This is a genomic window from Mesorhizobium sp. L103C105A0 (genome assembly GCF_000502215.1).
In the GTDB taxonomy this organism is placed as follows: Bacteria; Pseudomonadota; Alphaproteobacteria; order Rhizobiales; family Rhizobiaceae; genus Mesorhizobium.
This window is the reverse complement of sequence record NZ_AYXF01000002.1, coordinates 840,215-861,889: the sequence shown is the minus strand read 5'-3', so window position 1 is coordinate 861,889 and position 21,675 is coordinate 840,215. Positions and strand designations below refer to the sequence as shown.

At 63.0% G+C, this 21,675-nt stretch carries 18 protein-coding genes; 16 read left to right on the top strand and 2 right to left on the bottom strand.

Annotated features, from left to right (window positions below; translation table 11 throughout):
* Positions 1-59 precede the first annotated feature (59 nt).
* From araG to X727_RS155765, 3 genes are read left to right on the top strand one after another with little or no spacing between them, the layout of a single operon-like run.
* Complete coding sequence (gene araG / locus X727_RS155755) at positions 60-1,571, top strand: L-arabinose ABC transporter ATP-binding protein AraG (protein WP_023833960.1); 1,512 nt, start codon at positions 60-62, stop codon at positions 1,569-1,571.
* Between the two features lie 11 nt (positions 1,572-1,582).
* Complete coding sequence (gene araH, locus X727_RS155760; protein ID WP_023824822.1) at positions 1,583-2,533, top strand: L-arabinose ABC transporter permease AraH; 951 nt, start codon at positions 1,583-1,585, stop codon at positions 2,531-2,533.
* 24 nt (positions 2,534-2,557) lie between these two features.
* Positions 2,558-3,337, top strand: coding sequence for an SDR family oxidoreductase (locus X727_RS155765; protein WP_023691358.1), 780 nt, complete (start codon positions 2,558-2,560; stop codon positions 3,335-3,337).
* Positions 3,338-3,399: 62 nt separating this feature from the next.
* Here X727_RS155765 and X727_RS155770 read toward each other — a convergent pair whose 3' ends face one another.
* Positions 3,400-4,347, bottom strand: coding sequence for a GlxA family transcriptional regulator (locus X727_RS155770; protein WP_023833959.1), 948 nt, complete (start codon positions 4,345-4,347; stop codon positions 3,400-3,402).
* Between the two features lie 86 nt (positions 4,348-4,433).
* On the opposite strand from X727_RS155770, the gene X727_RS155775 reads away from it, so the two are divergent.
* The 7 genes from X727_RS155775 (at position 4,434) to ugpC (ending at position 11,566) form a co-directional block, all read left to right on the top strand.
* Entirely contained in the window at positions 4,434-5,141 is a 708-nt protein-coding gene (locus X727_RS155775; RefSeq protein ID WP_023833958.1) for a DJ-1/PfpI family protein, read from the top strand.
* Between the two features lie 121 nt (positions 5,142-5,262).
* Positions 5,263-5,997, top strand: coding sequence for a FadR/GntR family transcriptional regulator (locus tag X727_RS155780; RefSeq protein ID WP_023833957.1), 735 nt, complete (start codon positions 5,263-5,265; stop codon positions 5,995-5,997).
* A complete protein-coding gene (locus tag X727_RS155785) occupies positions 5,994-7,190 on the top strand; it encodes a PLP-dependent transferase (protein WP_023733169.1) in 1,197 nt (398 codons plus the stop codon). Before X727_RS155780 ends, X727_RS155785 begins: the two co-directional genes overlap by 4 nt.
* Before the next feature lie 26 nt (positions 7,191-7,216).
* Positions 7,217-8,494 (top strand): sugar ABC transporter substrate-binding protein, encoded by a 1,278-nt coding sequence (locus X727_RS155790; RefSeq protein ID WP_023815853.1) that lies wholly within the window; start codon positions 7,217-7,219, stop codon positions 8,492-8,494.
* 229 nt (positions 8,495-8,723) lie between these two features.
* Positions 8,724-9,647 (top strand): sugar ABC transporter permease, encoded by a 924-nt coding sequence (locus X727_RS155795; RefSeq protein ID WP_023685296.1) that lies wholly within the window; start codon positions 8,724-8,726, stop codon positions 9,645-9,647.
* Positions 9,647-10,495, top strand: coding sequence for a carbohydrate ABC transporter permease (locus X727_RS155800; RefSeq protein WP_023691354.1), 849 nt, complete (start codon positions 9,647-9,649; stop codon positions 10,493-10,495). The genes X727_RS155795 and X727_RS155800 overlap by 1 nt, the downstream gene beginning before the upstream one ends.
* A gap of 3 nt (positions 10,496-10,498) precedes the next feature.
* A complete protein-coding gene (gene ugpC / locus X727_RS155805; RefSeq protein WP_023691353.1) occupies positions 10,499-11,566 on the top strand; it encodes a sn-glycerol-3-phosphate ABC transporter ATP-binding protein UgpC in 1,068 nt (355 codons plus the stop codon).
* A 2-nt stretch (positions 11,567-11,568) separates the two neighbouring features.
* On the opposite strand, the gene X727_RS155810 is transcribed toward ugpC, so the two are convergent.
* Complete coding sequence (locus X727_RS155810) at positions 11,569-12,444, bottom strand: AraC family transcriptional regulator (protein WP_023687910.1); 876 nt, start codon at positions 12,442-12,444, stop codon at positions 11,569-11,571.
* A 214-nt stretch (positions 12,445-12,658) separates the two neighbouring features.
* Between X727_RS155810 and X727_RS155815 the strand changes: the two genes are divergently transcribed.
* The 6 genes from X727_RS155815 (at position 12,659) to X727_RS155840 (ending at position 21,649) form a co-directional block, all read left to right on the top strand.
* Positions 12,659-14,125, top strand: a complete 1,467-nt coding sequence (locus X727_RS155815; RefSeq protein WP_023687911.1) for an alpha-glucosidase/alpha-galactosidase — start codon at positions 12,659-12,661, stop codon at positions 14,123-14,125.
* A gap of 98 nt (positions 14,126-14,223) precedes the next feature.
* Positions 14,224-16,335: an ABC transporter substrate-binding protein gene (locus X727_RS155820; protein ID WP_023691352.1), complete on the top strand. Its 2,112-nt coding sequence runs from the start codon at positions 14,224-14,226 to the stop codon at positions 16,333-16,335.
* 99 nt (positions 16,336-16,434) lie between these two features.
* Complete coding sequence (locus X727_RS155825) at positions 16,435-17,442, top strand: ABC transporter permease (protein WP_023833956.1); 1,008 nt, start codon at positions 16,435-16,437, stop codon at positions 17,440-17,442.
* Positions 17,443-18,579, top strand: coding sequence for an ABC transporter permease (locus tag X727_RS155830; RefSeq protein WP_023696252.1), 1,137 nt, complete (start codon positions 17,443-17,445; stop codon positions 18,577-18,579). It begins immediately after the preceding gene.
* 10 nt (positions 18,580-18,589) lie between these two features.
* The gene (locus X727_RS155835) at positions 18,590-20,257 is read left to right on the top strand and encodes an ABC transporter ATP-binding protein (RefSeq protein WP_023833955.1); all 1,668 of its coding nucleotides are present in this window, start codon (positions 18,590-18,592) and stop codon (positions 20,255-20,257) included.
* 21 nt (positions 20,258-20,278) lie between these two features.
* A complete protein-coding gene (locus tag X727_RS155840) occupies positions 20,279-21,649 on the top strand; it encodes an alpha-glucosidase/alpha-galactosidase (RefSeq protein WP_023833954.1) in 1,371 nt (456 codons plus the stop codon).
* The last annotated feature ends 26 nt before the right edge of the window (positions 21,650-21,675 follow it).

Sequence of the window (21,675 nt, the reverse complement as noted above, 5' to 3'; positions counted from 1 at the left end):
CAAACAGGCGGCGGCTCACAGTCGCCGCCTGTTTGGCATGGCAAAAGGATAGGCGCCCCATGTCCTTTCTCGACTTCTCGGAAATCACCAAGACCTATCCGGGCGTCAAGGCGCTGTCCGGCGTCTCGTTCAGCGTCGACAAGGGCGCCGTGCATGGCTTGATGGGCGAGAACGGCGCCGGCAAATCCACGCTGATCAAGATCCTGTCGGGCGACCAGCATGCCGATGACGGCGAGATCCTCATCGACGGCAAGATGCAAGCCTATGCAACGACGCGAGATGCCTTCGACAATGGCGTCATCGTCATCCACCAGGAGCTACAGCTGGTTCCTGAGCTCACTGTTGCCGAAAACCTCAGCCTTGGCCGCTTCCCCACCAACGCCGGCATCATCGCCCGCGCCAGAATGCTGGAAGACGTCGGCGCCAAGCTGAAATCGGCGGGCATCGACATCGATATCAGCCGCAAGGTCAAGACGCTGTCCATCGGCGAACGGCAGATGGTCGAGATCGCCAAGGCGATCATGCTCGACGCGCGCGTCATCGCTCTGGATGAGCCGACCTCGTCATTGTCGTCGCGCGAAAGCGAAATTCTGTTTGCCCTGATCGACCGCCTGCGCGGCGAGGGCAAGGTCATCATCTATGTCTCGCACCGGCTGGACGAAGTGTTCCGCCTCTGCGACAGCCTGACCGTGCTGCGCGACGGCAAGCTCGCGGCGCACCATGCGTCACTGAAAGACGTCACGCGCGATCAGGTCGTCGCCGAAATGGTTGGCCGCGAAATCTCCGACATCTGGGGGTTTCGCCCACGCCCGGCTGGCGATGTCCGGCTGAAGGTCGACGCTGTTTGCGGAGTAAAACTGACGACGCCCGCCAGCTTCGAGGCGAGGGCGGGCGAGATCGTCGGCTTCTTCGGTCTGATCGGCGCGGGCCGCTCCGAACTGATGCGGCTGGTCTTCGGCGCCGACCCGCGCTCAGGCGGCACCATTACCGTTGATGGCAAGGTCGTTCATGCCACCGATCCGCATGACGCGATCCGCGCCGGCATCGTTTTGTGCTCGGAAGACCGCAAGCATGACGGCATCATCCAGGGCCGCTCGATCGAGGAGAACATCAACATCTCGTCGCGGCGTCATCACACGCGCTTCGGAATCCTGAACCGCGCCAGCGAGATCGCCACCGCCGAGACCTTCATCAAGAAGCTCAAGGTGCGCACGCCGTCGCGCAAGCAGGACATCATCAACCTCTCCGGCGGCAACCAGCAGAAGGTCATTCTCGGCCGCTGGCTGTCGGAGCAGGGCGTGCGCGTGCTTATCGTCGACGAGCCGACACGCGGTATCGACGTCGGCGCCAAAGCGGAAATCTACGAACTGCTCTACCAGCTTGCCGAAGACGGCATGGCGATCGTCGTCGTCTCGTCCGAATTGCCGGAAGTGATGGGCATTTGCGACCGCATCCTGGTGATGTGCGGCGGGCGGGTCAGCGCCGAACTCGCGCGCGACCAGTTCGCCGAAAAAGCGATCCTGGCCGCCGCTCTTCCCGATCAGAAAACCCCCGACGCGATCGCATCCTGAGGATCTTTGCCATGACCGATCAGTTGAAGAAGATCCTGCTCGGCGAACAGGGCCTCGTCGTGATCTTCATCGTCGCCTTCGCGCTGGTGTCGCTGCTGGTGCCGAATTTTCTGACTGACCGCAACATGCTCGGCCTGCTGCAGTCGGTGGTCACCGTCGGCATTGTCGCCTGCACCATGATGTTCTGCCTTGCCGCGCGCGACTTCGACCTCTCGGTCGGCTCCATCGTCGCCTTTGCCGGCATGGTCGCGGTGATGGCGTCGAACTATACCGGTTCGATCCTGCTCGGGCTTCTCGCGGCAATCGCCTGCGGCGCCTTAGTCGGCTTCATCAATGGCGTCGTCATCGCCAAATTCCGCATCAACGCACTGATCACGACGCTTGCCACCATGCAGATCGTGCGCGGCCTTGCGCTGATCGCATCGGACGGCCGCGCCGTCGGCATCAACAGCCCGGATTTCTACCAACTGGCGCTGTCGAAGCTGTTCGGCATTCCGACGCCGGTCTGGGTCCTGGCCGTGCTGTTCTGCATCTTCGGTTTTGTCCTCAATCGTACCGTGTTCGGCAAGAACACGCTGGCCATCGGCGGCAACCCGGAGGCTTCGCGCCTGGCCGGCGTCAATGTCGACTGGACGCGGATCTGGATCTTTGCTCTGCAGGGCGTGGTCTGCGGCATCGCCGGCATCCTTCTGGCCTCGCGCATCACGTCGGGCCAGCCCAATGCCGCGGTCGGGCTTGAACTCTCGGTCATCTCGGCCTGCGTGCTCGGCGGCGTCTCGCTTGCCGGCGGCCGCGCCACCATGTCGGGCGTCATCGTCGGCGTGCTGATCATGGGCATCGCCGAAAACGCCATGAACCTGCTCAACATCCCGGCGTTCTACCAATACATTGTGCGCGGTGTGATCCTGCTGCTTGCCGTTTTGCTCGACAATCTGCGTTCGTCGGCACTGGGCCGGCGCTGACCATCTTCCAGTGGAGTGACAGCCATGGCTGAGCGCCTGTCCGGCAAACGCATCTTCCTCACCGGCGCCGCGCAAGGCATTGGGCTTGCCATCGCTGAAGCTTGCCTCGCCGAAGGGGCAAGGCTGTTCCTGGTCGATCGCGACGGCGCGCTGCTGGACAAAGCGGTCGCCGGCCTAGCAGCGCCGCAGGGCCATGTCGGGCATGTCTCAGCCGACATCAGCGACGGGGCCGCGATTGCCGCTGCCGTCAGCCGGGCGACCGACGCGATCGGGCCGATCAACGCGCTGATCAACAATGCGGGGATGAATGTGTTCTCGACGCCGCTCGAGGCGACTGAGGAGGAGTGGAACCGCAATTTCGATGTCAACGTCAAAGGCGCCTGGAACTGCGCCAAGGCGGTGCTGCCGGCAATGATCGCAAATGGCGGTGGCGCGATCCTCAACATCGCCTCGACGCACAGCTTCACCATCATCCCTCATACCTTCCCCTATCCCGTGGCCAAGCACGCGCTGCTTGGGCTGACCAAGTCGCTGGCGCTGGAATATGCCGGGCAGGGCGTGCGCGTGAACGCGCTGGCGCCCGGTTATGTCGAGACGCAGAAGGCAGCCGACTATTGGAACAGTTTTGCCGATCCGGTTGCGGCGCGCGCCAGGACGCTGGCGCTGCATCCCGGCGGCCGCATCGCCTCGGCGCGCGAGATCGCGCTGGCCGCTGTGTTCATGATTTCCGAGGAGTGCCCGTTCATGAACGCCGCGACCCTCGTCGTCGATGGCGGGCTCAGCCAGCTACAGCATCCCGCCTGAATGCTAGAGAGGCTCTATTTCTACGGCATCGACCGCCGGCCTAATGGAGCAAGCAGTCGCGATCAGAAACGCTCGCGATAGGCGCGCGGATTGGTGCCCAGCACGCGCAGAAAGCCGCGCCGCATGGTTTCTTCCGAGCCGAAACCGCAGCGGCGGGCCGTCTGGTTGACGGGCTGGCCACGCTCCAGCATCCGCCGCGCCGCCTCGATCCGGATCTCCTCGATCGCGCGGGCAGGTGTCCGGCCGGTGGCCTCGCGATAGCGCCGCGAGAAGCTGCGCGGGCTCATATTGGCGTGGTCGGCCAACTGCGTGAGCGACAGGTCACCGGCCAGATTTTCGAGGATCCAGCCATGCAGCCGGTCGAAGCGCCCGTCGCCTCGCTGCAGCTTGAGGGTCTGGCTGAATTGCGCCTGGCCACCGGGACGTTTCAGGAAGACCACCAACTCGCGCGCCACGCCGAGCGCCGTGTGCCGGCCAAGGTCGGCCTCGACGAGGGAGAGGGCGAGATCGATCCCCGCCGTTACGCCGGCGGATGTCCAGACATTGCCGTCGCGGATGAAGATCGGATCGGGTTCGAGCCGGACCGCGGGAAAGCGCCGGGCGAACTCCGCGCAGCGTCCCCAATGGGTCACCGCGCGGCGGCCGTCGAGCAGGCCAGCCGTCGCCAGCAGCATGGCGCCGCTGCAGACGGAAGCGGTTCGGGTGGCATCGCGCGAGCGACCGGCGATCCATTGGACCAGTTCGGAATCCTCGCAGGCTGCGTTGACGCCCCATCCGCCGGGCACGACCAGCGTGTCGATCTCACCTCCGTGCGCCGGCAGCGCTGCGGTCTCCAGCACGAGACCCGCCGATGTCCTGATCCGCGGCGAGGCGGCGACGACCACGACCTCGTAGGGCGCTGGTTCACCTGACTGCCTCTTGAAGTCGTTGGCGCTGGCAAAGACCTGGAGCGGTCCGCTGACGTCGAGGAGCTGGATGTCGGGATAGGCAAGTACTTCGATACGGCGCATTGGTTTGGCCCGAAGCGAGGGATGAATGGCAATCGTGCCAAAACATGATGCCGTAGATTGCCCGAAGTCAACCCACGGAGATTTCCATGCCCCTTCGTTTCGGCATCCTCGTATTCCCCAACGTCCAACAACTCGACCTCACCGGCCCATACGAAGTCCTGGCATCGGCCAAGGATGCCGAGGTGGAGCTGATCTGGAAGGATCGCAACCCGGTGACGTCATCGACGCGCCTCTCGCTGACGCCAACCGCGACCTTCGACGATTGCCGGCCTCTCGACGTGCTGTGCATTCCGGGCGGGGGTGGGGTCAACGCGCTGCTGGAGGACCAGACAGTCCTCGATTTCGTATGGGAGCGCGCGGGGCAGGTGCGCTACATCACCTCCGTTTGCAGCGGTGCCCTGGTGCTTGGGGCGGCCGGACTGCTGAGGGGCAAGCGCGCGACCACGCACTGGTATGCGCATGATTTCCTTGACGAGTTCGGAGCGATCCCGGTCGACGAGCGTATCGTCGAAGACGGCAAGCTCATCACCGCCGGCGGCGTCACTTCGGGGATCGACTTCGGCCTGGCGCTGGTTGCGAGGCTGCTTGGACAGGAGGAGGCCGAGATCGTGCAGCTCTCGCTCGAATACGCCCCGGTTCCTCCCTTTCGGTCCGGCACGCCCGCCGAGGCGTCGCCTGCGGTGCTGGCGCAGGCAAAAAAGCGCCTCTCTGGTTCGAGGCGGGTTCGCGAGGCAATCTTCGCTCGCTGGCGCGAGGCTCGCGCCGCCGCTGCGCCGGCGCGCATCCACGGCTGAAGCAGCAAGGCCGAAGGTGCATCCCCTGGCCCTTCGGCCTCGCTGCGTTTCCACTGTTGACAGGTCCCTTCGTCTGTGCAGAAATTGGTTGGACCATTGAACCACTTCGGTAATAGCCCCGGTGACCGGATTCAGCCTTCCGCCGATCCAGACGACGGCCCGCGACGACGCGGTGCTGAAGGCGTTGGCCGGCTTCGTCATGCGCGAGAAGCTGGAACCCGGTGAGAGGCTGCCGACCGAACGCATCCTCGCTGAGCGTCTGAAGGTCAGCCGCAATACGGTGCGCGAGGCGCTGACGCGCTGGGAAGGGCTTGGCCTGGTCGAGCGCCGGCAGGGCTCGGGCACCTATCTCAAGGCCGCCGTCTCGCTCGACATGCTGCACATGCCGCTGACGCTTGCCGGCGGCAATGATTTCACCGGCCTGATGCGCACGCTGGAAATCCGCCGCGCGCTGGAAGCGGAAGCCGCCGCCCTTTGCGCCATTCGTGCCGACAAGGACGACCTCGCCGAGATCGAGCGCAAGCTCGACATCATGGAGGAAGAGTTTCTCAGCCGCGCCGGCATGTCGTCGGAAGAGGACTGGGAATTCCATCAGGCGATCTACCGCGCCTGCGGCAATCCGCTGTTCGAGCAGATTATCGCCGCCATGCACGAACTGTTCCACCGCTTCTGGGAACATCCGCTCGGCGTGCGCGATTTCGGCCACGCAAGCTTTCCCTACCACCGCACCATGTTCGACTGCATCGCCGCGCACGATCCGGAAGGCGCCCGGGCCGAAGCGCTGAAGCTGATCGCCACGGTCGAGGACGATTTGAAGCGCGGCGCCGCCAACCTCAAACTTTCGGTCCGCACATGAACGAGCACAGCTTCGACCCAGGCATTTCCGGCAGCGACTATCTCGCCGAGGCGGCGACGCTTCTGGCGCATGACGACCCGTTCCCCGGCAATGCGGTGGTGCCGCCGATCTACCAGACCTCGCTGTTCACCTTCGCCAGCTATGCCGACATGGTCGACACCTTTGCCGGGCGCAGGAAACAGCCGATCTATTCGCGCGGCGACAATCCGACGGTGATGGAATTCGAGTCGCGCGTCGCAGCGCTTGAAGGTGCTGAAGCCGCACGTGGTTTTTCGAGCGGCATGGCTGCGATCAGCGCGACGTTGCTGGCTTTCGTCGGCGCAGGCGAACGCATCCTTGCGGTGCGCAATTGCTATGGCGACGCCTACCGACTGTTCGAGCGGCTGTTTCCGCGCCTGCATATCAAGGTCGACTATGTCGACGGCTCCGATCCGGATGCGGTGGCCGCGGCACTTCCCGGTGCGAAACTGCTCTACCTGGAAAGCCCGACCTCGATGATGTTCGAGCTGCAGGATCTCGAACATCTGACGCGGCTGGCGAAAGAGCAGGGCATCGTCACCACAATCGACAATTCCTGGGCGACGCCGGTGTTCCAGAAGCCGATCCTGCACGGCGTCGATCTGGTGCTGCACTCGGCCTCGAAATATCTCGGCGGCCACAGCGATACCGTCGCCGGTGTGGTGGCGGGCTCGGCCGCCCATATCAAGCACATCAACGACCAGACCTACTCGCAGCTTGGCGCAAAGCTGTCGCCTTTCGAGGGCTGGCTGCTGTTGCGCGGCCTGCGCACGCTGCCGCTGAGACTGCCGCATCACATGAAGAGCGGGCTCATCATCGCCGAGCGCTTGAAGGCGCATGACAAGGTCGAGCGGGTCAATCATCCCGCCTATTCCAACCATCCCGGCAAGAAGACGCTTGCCGGCTATGCCGGGCTGTTCTCCTTCGAGGTGACGGAGGATGTCGACATTCCCGCTTTCGTCGATGCGCTGAAATTTTTCCGCATCGGCGTCAGCTGGGGCGGTCATGAAAGCCTCGTCGTGCCGGCAAAGGCCTCGCTCGAGCAGACACCGGGTCTCAATTCGATGGCGCGCTTCGGCGTCAGCCCCCGAACCATCCGCTTCAATGTCGGATTGGAAAGCGTCGAGGACCTCTGGGCCGACATCGGCCAGGCCTTCGACAAAGCAAAAAAATGACTGGGTTCAAAATGGGAGTTCTGAACATGAAAAGACTGAGCATCATGCTTGCCACCGCTGCCGGCCTGGCGATCTCCGCCAGCAGCGCGCTGGCCGATACCACGCTCAAGCTGGTCGAGGTCATCACCAGCCCGCAGCGCACCGAATTCCTGAAGAAGCAGATCGCCGAGTTCGAGGCCGCCAATGCCGGCGTCAAGGTCGAGGTGGTCTCGCTGCCCTGGGGTCAGGCCTTCGAGAAATTCCTGACCATGGTGCAGGCGGGCGATACGCCCGACATCGTCGAGATGCCGGAGCGCTGGATGGGCCTCTACGCCACCAACGGCCAGCTCGAGGATCTCGGGCCGTTCATGGCCAAGTGGGACGACGCCAAGACACTCGGCGATCGGGCCAAGCAGTTCGGCTCGACCGTCAACAATACCCAATTCATGATCCCATACGGCTACTATGTGAATGCGCTGTTCTGGAACAAGAAGCTGTTCAAGGAAGCCGGTCTCGACGGCCCGCCGGCGACGCTCGACGACTTCATCGCCGACTCCAAGAAGATCTCGGCCATTCCGGGCAAGTATGGCTATTGCCTGCGCGGCGGCCCCGGCGCCTTCAACGGCATGCACATGTTCATGAACATCGCCGCCGGCAAGGGCGGCTACTTCAACGAGGACGGCACCTCGACCATCAACGAGGAGGGCTCGGTCAAGGGCCTGCAGATGCTGGCCGACATGTACAAGGACGGGCTGGCGCCCAAGGATGCGGTGAGCTGGGGCTTCAACGAAACCGTCACCGGCTTCTATTCCGGCACCTGCGCGATGCTCAACCAGGATCCGGATGCGCTGATCGGCATTGCCGACAAAATGAGCGCCGACGATTTTGCCGTGGCGCCGCTGCCGGTCGGACCGAGCGGCAAATCCTACCCGACGCTGGGCTATGCCGGCTGGGCGATGTTTGCCAACTCGCAGCACAAGGACGATGCCTGGAAGCTGATGGCGACGCTGTTGTCGCCCAAGGACAATCTGGAATGGGCCAAGGAAGTCGGCGTCGTGCCGATCCACAATGGCGCCGACCAGGATGCCCACTTCAAGACCGAGCAGTTCAAGGGCTGGTTCACCGAACTCAGCGACACTTCCAAATATGAAATGGTGACGCCGCCGACACATCTGGAGAACCTCGGCAATTTCGTCGACCAGGTGGCGATCAAGAATTTCCAGGAAGTGCTGCTCGGCCAGAAGTCGGCCAAGGACGTCGCCGATCAATGGGCCGCGTTCCTGACCAAGGAGCAGCAGGACTGGCTGGCCAAGAACAAGAAGTAGTTCTTCTTCCTTCTCCCGTTTACGGGGAGAAGGTGGCCCGAATGCATGTCGCCCAAAAGTGCGTAGCGGTTTTGGGACAACGACATGCACAGACAGGCCCGGATGAGGGGCAGCGCGAGCACCCCAAGCTGGCGCCGCCCCTCATCTGCCTGCCGGCATCTTCTCCCCGTGAACGGGGAGAAGGGTGCTGTTGCCGCTGTCGGCACCCACCCATGACTGTTGAGCGCTAATGACCTATGCCGTGTCCGAAATACGATCCGCAGGCCGGCCGCGAAAGAAGCGGCTGACGCATGCGGCCATCGAGCCCTGGCTTTATCTCAGCCCGGCGATCGTTCTGCTGGTCGTGGTGCTGCTGGTGCCGCTGATCATCGGCATCAGCTATTCGTTCCGGAAGTTCTCCGCCTTCAAATCCGAATATGTCGGTCTAGGCCAGTACCAGGCGATGCTGACCGACCAGGTGCTGGGGCAGGCGCTGGTCAACACGCTCTGGTGGACCGTCGCCAGCCTGTTCTTCCAGTTCTTCCTCGGCCTGGGTCTGGCGTTGCTGCTCGACAAACCGTTTGTCGGGCGCAAGTTCGTGCAGGCGGTGGTGTTCCTGCCCTGGGCGGTGCCATCTTTCCTGTCGGGCCTGACCTGGGCGTGGCTGTTCAATCCGATCATCGGACCACTGCCGCATTGGCTCTTCACGCTCGGGCTGAAGGCCGAGCCGACCAATGTGCTGTCCGATCCGGCGACCGCCATGTGGGGGCCGATCATCGCCAACATCTGGTTCGGCATTCCGTTCTTCGCCATCACGCTGCTGGCGGCGCTGAAGTCGATCCCGTCGGAACTGCATGAGGCGGCCGCAATCGACGGCGCTTCGCCTTGGCAGCGCTTCACCAAGGTGACGCTGCCGTTCCTGGCGCCGACCATCGTCATCACCGTCATGCTGCGTACGATCTGGATCGCGACCTTCGCCGATCTGATCTTCGTCATGACCGAGGGCGGGCCGGCCGGCTCGACCAGCACGGTGCCGGTCTACATCTATGTCAGCGCCTTCAAGTCGCTGGACAAGGGCTATGCCTCCGCGGTGGCGGTGCTGCTACTGGTACTGCTCATCGCCTATGCGATCGCGCTGATCGCCATCCGCCGGTTGCTGGTGAGGCACGTCTGATGATTGCCGGACGCTCCACCTCCTCGCGCATCTTCAGCGGCGTCGGCCTCTACGCGGCGATTGCCGCCTATATGATCTTCGCCCTGTTCCCGATCTTCTGGACGCTGAAGATTTCGGTGACGCCGGAGCGGCTGCTCTATTCCGAGGGCATCACGCTGTGGCCGTCGCAGACGACCTTCCGCAACTTCATCACTGTCCTGGAAGCCTCTGACTTCCCCCGCTATTTCCTCAACAGCGTTATCGTCTCGGTGTCGACGGCGGCCCTGGTGACAGTCATCGCCACGCTCGCCGGCTACGCCATGTCGCGCTTCACCTTTCGCGGCAAGGCGACACTGGCGATCATGCTTTTGCTCACGCAAACCTTTCCGCTGGTGATGGTCATTCCGCCGATCTACCGCGTCATGGGCGAGCTTGGCCTGACCAACAGCCTGGTCGGTCTGATCATCATCTACACGGCCTTCAACACCGCCTTCGCCACCTTCCTGATGCAGTCCTTCTTCGACGGCATTCCGAAGGATCTGGAGGAAGCGGCGATGATCGACGGCTGCACGCGGGCGCAGGCGATGCGCAAGGTGATCGTGCCGCTGACCTTGCCCGGCATGGGCGCCACGCTTGGCTTCGTCTTCACCGCCGCCTGGAGCGAATTGCTGTTCGCGCTGATGCTCATTTCCAGCGACGACCAGAAGACGTTTGCCGTCGGCCTGCTCACCTATATCGGCAAGTTCGCCGTCGACTGGGGGCAGATGATGGCGGCGTCGATCCTGGCGCTGATCCCGGTCTGCATCTTCTTCGCCTTCCTGCAACGCTATCTCGTCACCGGCCTCACCGCCGGCGCGGTCAAAGGATAATCGATGGCTTCCGTCACGCTGCAAAACGTCGAGAAGGACTACGGTTCGCTGCGCATCCTGCACGGCGTCGACCTCGAAATCGCCGATGGCGAGTTCGTCGTGCTGGTCGGCCCGTCCGGCTGTGGCAAGTCGACCCTTTTGCGCATGATTGCCGGGCTGGAGGAGGTGTCGGGCGGCGAGATCCACATCGGCGATCGGCTGGTCAACGATGTCGCGCCGAAGGACCGCGATATTGCCATGGTGTTCCAGTCCTACGCGCTCTATCCGCACATGGATGTGTCGTCGAATATGGGCTTCAGCCTGCTGTTGAAGAAGGCGGAGAAGACGAGGATCGACGGCAGGGTAGGGGCGGCAGCAAAGCGGCTCGGCCTCGACAGTTTCCTCGGACGTCTGCCCAGGCAACTGTCCGGCGGCCAACGCCAGCGCGTCGCCATGGGCCGGGCCATCGTGCGTGATCCCAAAGTGTTCCTGTTCGACGAACCGCTCAGCAATCTCGACGCCAAATTGCGCGTGCATATGCGCGCCGAGATCAAGGCGCTGCACCAGCAGCTCAAGACCACATCAGTCTATGTCACCCACGACCAGATCGAAGCCATGACTATGGCCGACCGCATCGTCGTCATGCATGACGGTTACGTCCAGCAGGTCGGCCATCCGCTCGAACTCTACGATCGGCCGATCAACACCTTCGTCGCCGGCTTCATCGGCTCGCCCGGCATGAACTTTTTTCCGGCGACAGTGGCCAAGGGCGGCAAGGTGGACGCGGTGCTGGCCGACGGCCAGAAGCTGAGATTGCCTGATGGCTTGCCATTGAAGGATGGCGATGTGCTCACCGTCGGGCTACGGCCGGAGCACATCCAGCTTGCCGACGATGGTCCGCTCAGGGCAGAGGTCGAGGTGGTCGAGCCGCTCGGCCTGTCGACGCAGTTCTATGTCCGGCTCGCCAACCAGCTGGTTTGTGTCTTCGTCATGGGACGCAGCACTATCCGGCCTGGCGATAAGGTGCGGCTGTCTGCCGATCCGGCGGCGCTGCATCTGTTCGATCCCGCAAGCGGCAACCGCATCGGGTAATCCTATCGAAGGCTGCCCAGGCTGGCATACATGCCGGTGGTGCGGAACTGCGTCGGGTTGATGCCGTAGAGCCGGCGGAAGACTTTCGAGAAATAGTTGGCGTCCTCGAAGCCGCACAGGATGGCGACCTCCTTGACCGGCAGGAAATCGGCTTTGGTTAGCAGCTTCGCCGCCCGCTGCAGCCGCTGCTGCAGCACGAACTCGGCCGGCGGAACGCCTTCGCTCTCGGCGAAGCAGCGCGAGAAATGGGCGCGGCTGAGGCCGCTGATCTGGACGAGCTCGGCCACGGGCAAGGGCTTGTCGAGATTGGCGTTGATATGATCGATGACCGGCTGCATGACGCTCTGTTTCTCAGTGAAGGCGTGCGAGCCGAAGACATCGTCGTAAAGCGCCATCGCCGCCTCATAGGCGATTGCCGAAGCAGCGCCAGGCGAAGCGCCGCCCTTGATCAGGCGCAGGCTGCAATCGGCGAGATGATCGATCGTCTCCGGCTGCAGCCGAAACACCGGGCCGGAGACGCTGAGTATGGATTTGTGGACGCGCAGCGCCTCCTCGCCATTCATCGAGATCCAGAAATATTCCCAGCGGTCGCCCTTCTCCAGCCAGTAGCGATGGTTGTGTGGCACCAGCACCAGCAGCGTGTCGTTGGCCTGCAGGCGGTAGTTGCGGTTCTCGTAGCGCAGCTGGCCGGTGCCGCTGATCGTGTGCTGCAGCACGGTGAACGGCGTCTGGCCGCGCTTGCGCCCATCCCAGTCGTAAGTCACGCCCTCGCGTACTTCATAGCCGGTGCTGGTCGGCATGGCATGCAGGCGCTGGCGGCCGCGCGGCAGCGAAATGGTGCGCATCAACTGTCCGTTGGCGATCAGATCATGCAGCACAAAATTACCCTCGAAAGCATAATCGTTCTCTGGCCGCGCCCTGGAATAACGGCATAATCCAAATCCTGAGAACGCGAAAGACCCGCGGTCGAGGAGCGGGCGGGGAGGAGAACGAGCCGGAATTCCGGCTCGAATGGCATGCGCGCCAAGGCGGGCCGCCATTCCCTTTCCTGTTGCTCCTTACCCGGCATTCGAATGGATCGAGGTGAAGGTGATGAGTTTCAAAATCGCTATTATCGGCGCGGGCAGCGTCGGCTTCACCAAGAAGCTGTTCACCGACATTTTGTGCGTCCCGGAATTCAGCGACATCGAATTCGCGCTGACCGATCTCAGCGAACACAATCTGCAAATGATCAAGGCGATCCTCGACCGCATCGTCGAGGCCAACAAGCTGCCGACCAGGGTGACGGCGACGACCGACCGCCGCAAGGCGCTCGAAGGCGCGCGCTACGTCATCAGCTGCGTGCGGGTGGGCGGGCTCGAAGCCTATGCCGACGATATCCGCATTCCCTTGAAATACGGCATCGACCAGTGCGTCGGTGACACGATTTGCGCCGGGGGCATCCTCTACGGCCAGCGCAACATCCCGGTCATCCTCGACTTCTGCAAGGACATATTGGAGGTCGCCGAGCCAGGCGCCAAATTCCTCAACTATGCCAACCCGATGGCGATGAACACCTGGGCGGCGATCGAATATGGCAAGGTCGATACGGTCGGCCTCTGCCACGGTGTCCAGCACGGCGCCGAACAGATCGCCGAAGTGCTCGGCGCCAAGTCGCACAGCGAACTCGATTATGTCTGCTCCGGTATCAACCACCAGACCTGGTTCATCGATTTGCGGCTCAACGGCCGCAAGATCGGCAAGGACGAACTGGTGGCTGCCTTCGAGGCGCATCCGGTCTATTCGCAGCAGGAAAAGCTGCGCATCGACGTGCTGAAGCGCTTCGGCGTCTACTCCACCGAAAGCAACGGTCATCTCTCCGAATATCTGCCCTGGTATCGCAAGCGGCCGGACGAAATCACCCGCTGGATCGACATGTCCGACTGGATCCATGGCGAGACCGGCGGCTATCTTCGCTACTCCACGGAAACCCGCAACTGGTTCGAGACGGAATATCCGCAATTCCTCGAAGCGGCGTCGAAGCCGCTCGACGTATCGAAGCGCTCGAACGAGCATGCCAGCCATATTCTCGAAGCGCTGGAGACGAACCGCGTCTATCGCGGCCACTTCAACGTCAAGAACACCGGCATCATCACCAATCTGCCGCAGGACGCGATCATCGAATCACCCGGTTTCGTCGATCGCTTCGGCATCAACATGGCGTCAGGCATCACGCTGCCGGAAGCCTGCGCGGCCACCTGCATGGCTTCGATCAACGTTCAGCGCATGTCGGTGCATGCGGCTGTTACGGGCGACATTGACCTGCTCAAGCTCGCGGTGCTGCACGATCCGCTGGTGGGTGCGGTGTCGACGCCGGAAGAGGTCTGGCAGATGGTCGACGAGATGGTCGTCGCCCAGGCGCGTTGGCTGCCGCAATACGCCGATGCCGTGCCGGCCGCCAAGGAGCGGCTTTCGAAATCGATGGTGAAAACCCGCGACTGGGCGGGTGCGGCGCGGCGCAAAGTGCGCTCGATCGAGGAACTGCGCGCCGAAAAAACGGCTCTGAAACAGGCCGGCTGAGAATGCTGGCAGGCGGACAGCGGGAGGCCGGTTCGCCAATCAGCCGTCATGAATAGATGCGAGCAGCAGCAGACGTCGAAACATCTGGGAGGAACACAATGAGGAACTTTCGTGGAATTGGCATTCTCGCCGGGCGAAGAATTGGCATTCTCGCCGGGCTGGCGCTGAGCGTCTCGGCATCGGCGCTTGGCAGTGCATACGCGTCCGAGCCGACCACGCCGCCGGCGCCGGCGGCGTTTCCCGCCGAGGGCAAGATCAAATACGTCGCCCGCGATTCCATCCTGGAGTTCAAGGCGCTGCCCGAATATCACGAGCCCGAGTGGGTCACCGAGAAATACGTCAAGACTGGCAAGCTGCCGCCGGTCAAGGATCGCCTGCCGAAGGAGCCGCTGGTGTTCAAGACCGGCAACATGCCGGACGGCATCGGCGTTTATGGCGACACCATGCGCCACGTCATTGGCGGCCGGCCGGAAGGCTGGAATTATGGCGCCGGCCAGACCCAAGGATGGGGCGGCATCGACATCGGCCTTTCGGAATGCCTGACGCGCACCGCGCCTTTGTTCCAGGTCGAGGCCAAGGACACCGAGCCGCTGCCCAACCTCGCCAGGAGCTGGGACTGGTCGAAGGATGGCCACACGCTGACCATGCACCTGGTCGAAGGCGCCAAATGGTCTGACGGCGTTGCCTTCAATGCCGACGATGTCATGTTCTACTGGGACGATGAGGTCGTCGACCCCAATGTCTCGCCGTTGAACGGCGCCACAGCGGAAACCTTCGGTGTCGGCACGACGCTGAAGAAGGTCGACGATTACACCGTCGAGTGGACCTTCAAGGACGCTTTCCCCAAACAGTATCTCTACGCCATGGCCTATGGCACCTTCTGCCCCGGCCCAGCGCATATCCTCAAGCCGCAGCATCCGAAGTACTCGAAGAATACCTACGAGCAGTTCAAGAACGCGTTCCCGCCGGAATATATGAACATTCCGGTGATGGGCGCCTGGGTGCCGGTGGAGTATAGGCCTGACGACATCATCGTCTTGCGCCGCAATCCCTACTACTGGAAGGTCGACGAGAAGGGCAACCAGCTGCCCTATCTCAACGAACTGCACTACAAGCTGTCGACCTGGGCCGACCGCGACGTGCAGGCGGTGGCAGGGGCCGCCGACTTCTCCAACCTCGAGCAGCCGGAGAATTTCGTCGCTTCGCTGAAGCGAGCGGCGGACAAGGACGCGCCGGCCCGGCTCGCCTTTGGCCCGCGCCTGATCGGCTACAATCTGCGCATGAACTTTTCCGCCAATGGCTGGGGCAATCCCGACGAACGCGGCCAGGCGATCCGCGAGCTCAATCGCAATGAGGACTTCCGCAAGGGCATCACCATGGCGCTCGACCGCAAGGCGCTCGGCGACTCGCTGGTCAAGGGGCCGTTCACCGCCATCTACCCCGGTGGCTTTTCCTCGGGCACCAGCTTCTATGACCGCAACTCGACCGTCTACTATCCCTTCGACATCGAGGGCGCCAAGGCGGAACTGGCCAAGGCTGGTCTCAAGGATACGGATGGCGACGGCTTCGTGAACTTCCCGGCCGGGACCGCCGGCGGCAAGAATGTCGAGATCGTGATGCTGGTCAACAATGACTACGGCACTGACAAGAGCCTCGCCGAAGGCGTCGTCGGCCAGATGGAAAAGCTTGGCATCAGGGTCGTGCTCAACGGCCTCAACGGCACCCAGCGTGATGCCTCGCAATATTCCGGCCGCTTCGACTGGCTGATCAGGCGCAACGAGCAGGAGCTGACTTCCGTCGTGCAGAATACCGTGCAACTCGCGCCCGTCGGACCCAAGACCAGCTGGGATCACCGCGCGCCCGAAAGCGGCGTGGTCGACCTGATGCCGTTCGAAAAGGAGCTTGTCGACATCGTCAACAAGTTCGTCTCCTCGTCAGACAATGACGAGCGCGCCAGCCTGATGAAGACGTTCCAGAAGATCTCGACGGAGCATGTCTACAATATCGGACTGACCGAATATCCCGGCGCCCTGATCATCAACAAGCGCTTCTCCAACATCCCGCAGGGAACGCCGATCTTCATGTTCAACTGGGCCGAGGATTCGATCGTGCGCGAACGCGTCTTCGTCGCCGCCGACAAGCAGCAAAAATACGAACTCTTTCCCGACCAGCTTCCCGGCAAGCCCGGCGACAAGGGTCCGACGAACTGAGTTTCCTCCCCTGGCTGACGCCCGGCCGCGCTGCGCGCGCGGCCGGGACGGAGTAAGGTCAGCGGCAACAGATTAGATCAAAGGAGGAGAAACGGTCCGATGCTGCGATTCCTGGCCATGCGCATAGCATCGGCGGTCCCGGTCATGGTCATCCTGAGCCTGGTCACCTTTGCCATCATCCAGGCGCCGCCGGGCGACTATGCCGACTATATCCGCTCGCAGCTTATCAACCAGGGCGGGGCGTCTTTTGCCGAAGCCGACGCGCAGGCGCAGGCCTATAGGGTCGAGCACGGCCTCGATAAACCGCTGCCCGTCCAGTACCTGAACTGGGTCGCCGGCATCATCACCCGCGGCGATTTCGGCTACAGCCTCTATTACAACAAGCCGGTCGCCGCCGTGGTCGGCGAGCGGCTGCCGCGCACGCTGCTGCTGGCACTGGTCTGCCATCTGCTGGCGTCGGTGCTCGGCATCACCTTCGGCATCTGGGCGGCGACCAGGCAATACACATGGATCGACTCGGCGCTGTCGGCCATCTCCTTCCTCGGCATGACCGTGCCGCGCTTCCTGATGGCGCTGATCATCGTCTATCTCCTGGTCTTCCAGTTCAACGTGTCGGAGATCGGCAGCTTCTTCTCGCCGCAATATGGCGGCGCGCCGTGGTCGTGGGCGAAATTCGCCGATCTCGTCAAGCATGTCTGGCCGGTGGTGGCGATCGCCACCTTCGGCGGGCTCGCCTACAATATGCGCGTCATGCGCGGCAATCTGCTCGATACGCTGAACGCGCAATATGTCGAGACGGCCAAGGCCAAGGGCCTGACCGGCAGCGCCGTCGTCATGCGCCATGCCGTGCCCAACGCACTGCACCCGCTCATCATGTATCAGGGCGTGGTGCTGCCCTACATGCTGACCGGCGAGATCGAGACGGGCATCATCTTTGCGCTGCCCACGGTCGGGCCCGCCATCGTCGGCTCGATGGCGGTCGGCGACGTTTATGTCACGGCGACCTTCATGATGGTGCTGTCGGCAACGCTGATCGTCGGCAACATCATCGCCGACATGCTGCTCGCGCTGCTCGATCCGCGCGTACGCCAGTTCAGGGAGAGCTAGATGCTGGCGCGTGACCCATCCCCGCCGCCGCCCCCGGCTGAAGCAACCGCGATTGCGACCCCACGCGGCAATGAGAGCTATATGGCGCTGGTCTGGCGCCGGCTGAGGCGCTCCTGGACCGGCATGGCCGGGCTGATCCTGGTCGTGCTTCTGGTGCTGATGGCGCTGTTTGCCGATTTCTTCGCGCCGATGGACCCCAAGGCGACCGATGTCGCTTTCGCCCCGCCGCAAGTGATGAGTTTTCACGACAGAGACGGGAATTTCGTGCTCCAGCCGCGGGTCTATGCGCTGGCGGATTCTGCAGACCTCGACCCGGTCACCTTCCAGCCGGTCGTCGGGCCGGATTACGAGCATCCGCGCCTGCTCGGCTTCTTCGTCAAGGGCGCCGACTACCGGCTGCTTGGCCTGATCCCCGCCAACCGGCATTTCTTCGCTTCGGCCGACGGCCAGCCGGTGCATTTTCTCGGCACCGACAAATTCGGCCGCGATGTGTTGTCGCGCGCCATCCAGGGCTCGCGCGTCTCGCTGATGATCGCGCTGACGGTGGTGTTCATCATCACCGTCATCGGCACCACGGTCGGCATGGTCTCGGGCTATTTCGGCGGCCGCTTCGACGTCTGGATGCAGCGCTTTGTCGAGTTGGTGCTCGCTTTCCCGCAATTGCCGCTTTATCTTGCGCTGACGACGCTGATCCCGGTGACCGCGCCGACCAACGTCTTCCTCGCCTTTGTCATCATCGTCATGTCGGCGCTGGGCTGGGCGCAGATGTCGCGCGAGGTGCGCGGCAAGACGCTGGCGCTGGCGCGGATCGACTATGTGCGCGCCGCCATGGCGGTCGGCGCCACCGACATGCGCATCATCATGCAACACATTTTCCCCAATGTGATGAGCCACGTCATCGTCGCCGTGACGATCGCCATCCCGACGGTGGTACTGCTCGAAGCCTTTCTCGGCTTCCTCGGCTTCGCGGTGAAGCCGCCGCTGATCTCGTGGGGGCTGATGCTGCAGGACACGGCTACCTATTCGGTCATCGGCACCTATCCGTGGATCCTGTCGCCGGTCGGCTTCGTGCTGATCACCGTCTTTGCCTTCAACGCGCTGGGCGACGGCCTGCGCGATGCCGTCGATCCCTATTGAGGTGGCCGGGATGACTGTAGCGCTCGCAGCCACCTTCGCACCAGCCGTCCGGTTCGACCATGCCGGCCGCCACGACCAACCCATCATCGATGCCCGCAACATCGAGGTCGCCTTCAAGGTCGAGCACGGCGTCGTCGACGCGGTGAAGGATGTCTCGTTCCAGCTCTATCGGGGGGAGACGATCGCCATCGTCGGCGAGTCCGGTTCCGGCAAGTCGGTGACGGCGCGCGCTGTCATGGGGCTCTTGTCAAAGCGGGCCACCGTGTCGCCGAAATCCACCATCCACTATTGCGGGCAGGACATACTGAAATTCCCCGAGAGCGCCCGGCGCAAGTTGCGCGGCAATCGCATCTCGATGATCTTCCAGGAGCCGATGAGCTCGCTCAACCCGATCTATACGGTCGGCAGTCAGATCGTCGAGGCGATCAGAGTGCATCGAAAGGTCAGCCGCAAGCAAGCCTGGGCGCGGGCGCTCGAGCTTTTGCGGCATGTCCAGATCCCCGAGCCGGAAGCGCGCATCAAACAGTATCCGCACCAGATGTCGGGCGGGCAGCGCCAGCGCGTGATGATCGCCATGGCGCTCGCCAACGACCCCGATGTGCTGATCGCCGACGAGCCAACGACAGCGCTCGACGTCACGGTGCAAGCACAGATCCTCAATTTGATCCGCAATCTGCAAAAAGAACTCAGGATGGCGGTCATCCTGATCACCCACGACCTCACCGTGGTGCGGAAATTCTCGGACTATGTCTATGTCATGCAGCATGGCGAGATGTGCGAGCACAACGTTACCGAGCGGCTGTTCGCCGACCCGCAGCATGCCTATACCAAGCGGCTGCTCGCTTCAGAGCCGCACGGCAAGCCGCAGCCGCTGCCGGAAAACAGCGGCACCATCCTCGAGGCCCGCAATATGCGCGTCTGCTTCATGCTGCGCCATGGCAGCTTCCTGAAGCCGGACTGGCGCGAGCTGGTCGCCGTCGACGATCTCGGCCTGAAGCTTTGCCGCCACGAGACACTGGGGCTGGTCGGCGAATCCGGCTCCGGCAAGACCACCTTCGGTCTCGCCTTGCTCAGACTCACCGAGGCCAAGCGCGGCGAGGTCAGCTTCGACAGCCAGCCGATCCACGGCCTGTCGCGCGCCGAGATGCGGCCGCTGCGCTCGCGCATGCAGGTCGTTTTTCAGGATCCGTTCTCGTCGCTCAACCCGCGTATGACGATCGGCCAGATCATCGAGGAAGGGCTGGTCGTCAACAGGATCGGCGCGACACGGCGCGAGCGGATCGATCGGGTTCGCGACGCCCTGGTCAGCGCCGGCATGCCCGGCGATATCCTGTCGCGGTTCCCGCACGAACTTTCCGGCGGCCAGCGGCAGCGCATCGCCATTGCCCGAGCCATCGCGCTGGAGCCCGAATTCATCCTGCTCGATGAACCGACATCGGCGCTCGACCTTTCGGTGCAGGCGCAGATCATCGACTTGTTGCGCAAGCTGCAGGACGAACGCGGCCTTAGCTATCTCTTCATTTCGCACGACCTCAAGGTGGTGCGCGCGCTCTGCCATCGCGTCATCGTCATGCAGAACGGCAAGATCGTCGAACAGGGACCCGTCGACGAGGTCCTCACCCATCCCAAGACCGCCTACACCGAACGGCTCGTCAGGGCCGCCTTCGACGTGGCGTAGCAAAGTGCCGGAGGCTTAATAGTGGCAAGACATCCCAGGATCACCTTCATTGGCGCGGGTTCGACCGTGTTCATGAAGAACATTGTCGGCGACGTGCTGCAGCGGCCATCGCTGTCAGGCGCGACGATCGCGCTGATGGACATCAATCCGCAGCGGCTGGAAGAGAGCGCCATCGTCGTCAACAAGCTGATCGCGACGCTGGGCGTGAAGGCGAAGGCCGAGACCTATTCCGACCAGCGCAGGGCGCTCGCCGGCGCCGACTTCGTCGTCGTCGCCTTCCAGATCGGCGGCTTTGAGCCCTGCACCGTCACCGATTTCGAGGTGCCGAAGAAATACGGCCTGCGCCAGACTATTGCCGACACGCTCGGCGTCGGCGGCATCATGCGCGGCCTCCGGACCGTGCCGCATCTGTGGAAGATCTGCGAGGACATGCTGGCCGTCTGCCCAAACGCGATCATGCTGCAATACGTCAACCCGATGGCGATCAACACCTGGGCGATCTCAGAGAAATACCCTGAGATCAAACAGGTAGGCCTCTGCCATTCGGTGCAAGGCACGGCGATGGAACTGGCGCACGATCTCGACATTCCCTACGAGGAGATACGCTACCGCTCGGCCGGCATCAACCACATGGCCTTCTACCTGAAGTTCGAGCACCGGCAGCCGGATGGCTCTTACCGCAACCTCTATCCGGACCTGGTCCGCGCCTATCGCGAGGGCAGGGCGCCGAAGCCGGGCTGGAACCCGCGCTGCCCCAACAAGGTGCGCTACGAGATGCTGACGCGGCTCGGCTATTTCGTCACCGAAAGCTCCGAGCATTTCGCCGAATACACGCCCTATTTCATCAAGGAAGGCCGCCCCGACCTGATCGAGAAGTTCGGCATTCCGCTCGACGAATATCCCAAGCGCTGCATCGAACAGATCGAGCGCTGGAAGGGCCAGGCCGAGGCCTATCGCTCGGCCGACCGCATCGAGGTCGAGCAATCGAAGGAATACGCGTCCTCGATCATGAACTCGGTGTGGACCGGGGAGCCTTCGGTGATCTACGGCAATGTCCGCAACAATGGCTGCATCACCTCGCTGCCGGACAATTGCGCCGCCGAGGTGCCGTGTCTGGTGGACGCCTCCGGCATCCAGCCGACCTATATTGGCGAGCTGCCGCCGCAACTCACCGCGTTGATACGCACCAACATCAATGTGCAGGAACTGACGGTGCAGGCGTTGATGACCGAAAACCGCGAGCACATCTACCACGCGGCGATGATGGACCCGCATACGGCGGCCGAACTCGATCTCGACCAGATCTGGGCGCTGGTCGATGAGTTGCTGGCGACACATGGCGACTGGCTGCCGACCTGGGCGCGTGGGAGCGCCAAGGTCCGGGCCGCCTGAGCGCTGCTGCGGCGGTATCTACTCCA

Bases quoted from the DNA above. Each gene is read 5' to 3' on its own strand.
- araG (WP_023833960.1), top strand. From the start codon at position 60: ATGTCCTTTCTCGACTTCTCGGAAATCACCAAGACCTATCCGGGCGTC.
- araH (WP_023824822.1), top strand. From the start codon at position 1,583: ATGACCGATCAGTTGAAGAAGATCCTGCTCGGCGAACAGGGCCTCGTC.
- X727_RS155765 (WP_023691358.1), top strand. From the start codon at position 2,558: ATGGCTGAGCGCCTGTCCGGCAAACGCATCTTCCTCACCGGCGCCGCG.
- X727_RS155770 (WP_023833959.1), bottom strand. From the start codon at position 4,347: ATGCGCCGTATCGAAGTACTTGCCTATCCCGACATCCAGCTCCTCGAC.
- X727_RS155775 (WP_023833958.1), top strand. From the start codon at position 4,434: ATGCCCCTTCGTTTCGGCATCCTCGTATTCCCCAACGTCCAACAACTC.
- X727_RS155785 (WP_023733169.1), top strand. From the start codon at position 5,994: ATGAACGAGCACAGCTTCGACCCAGGCATTTCCGGCAGCGACTATCTC.
- X727_RS155790 (WP_023815853.1), top strand. From the start codon at position 7,217: ATGAAAAGACTGAGCATCATGCTTGCCACCGCTGCCGGCCTGGCGATC.
- X727_RS155795 (WP_023685296.1), top strand. From the start codon at position 8,724: ATGACCTATGCCGTGTCCGAAATACGATCCGCAGGCCGGCCGCGAAAG.
- X727_RS155800 (WP_023691354.1), top strand. From the start codon at position 9,647: ATGATTGCCGGACGCTCCACCTCCTCGCGCATCTTCAGCGGCGTCGGC.
- ugpC (WP_023691353.1), top strand. From the start codon at position 10,499: ATGGCTTCCGTCACGCTGCAAAACGTCGAGAAGGACTACGGTTCGCTG.
- X727_RS155815 (WP_023687911.1), top strand. From the start codon at position 12,659: ATGAGTTTCAAAATCGCTATTATCGGCGCGGGCAGCGTCGGCTTCACC.
- X727_RS155820 (WP_023691352.1), top strand. From the start codon at position 14,224: ATGAGGAACTTTCGTGGAATTGGCATTCTCGCCGGGCGAAGAATTGGC.
- X727_RS155825 (WP_023833956.1), top strand. From the start codon at position 16,435: ATGCTGCGATTCCTGGCCATGCGCATAGCATCGGCGGTCCCGGTCATG.
- X727_RS155830 (WP_023696252.1), top strand. From the start codon at position 17,443: ATGCTGGCGCGTGACCCATCCCCGCCGCCGCCCCCGGCTGAAGCAACC.
- X727_RS155835 (WP_023833955.1), top strand. From the start codon at position 18,590: ATGACTGTAGCGCTCGCAGCCACCTTCGCACCAGCCGTCCGGTTCGAC.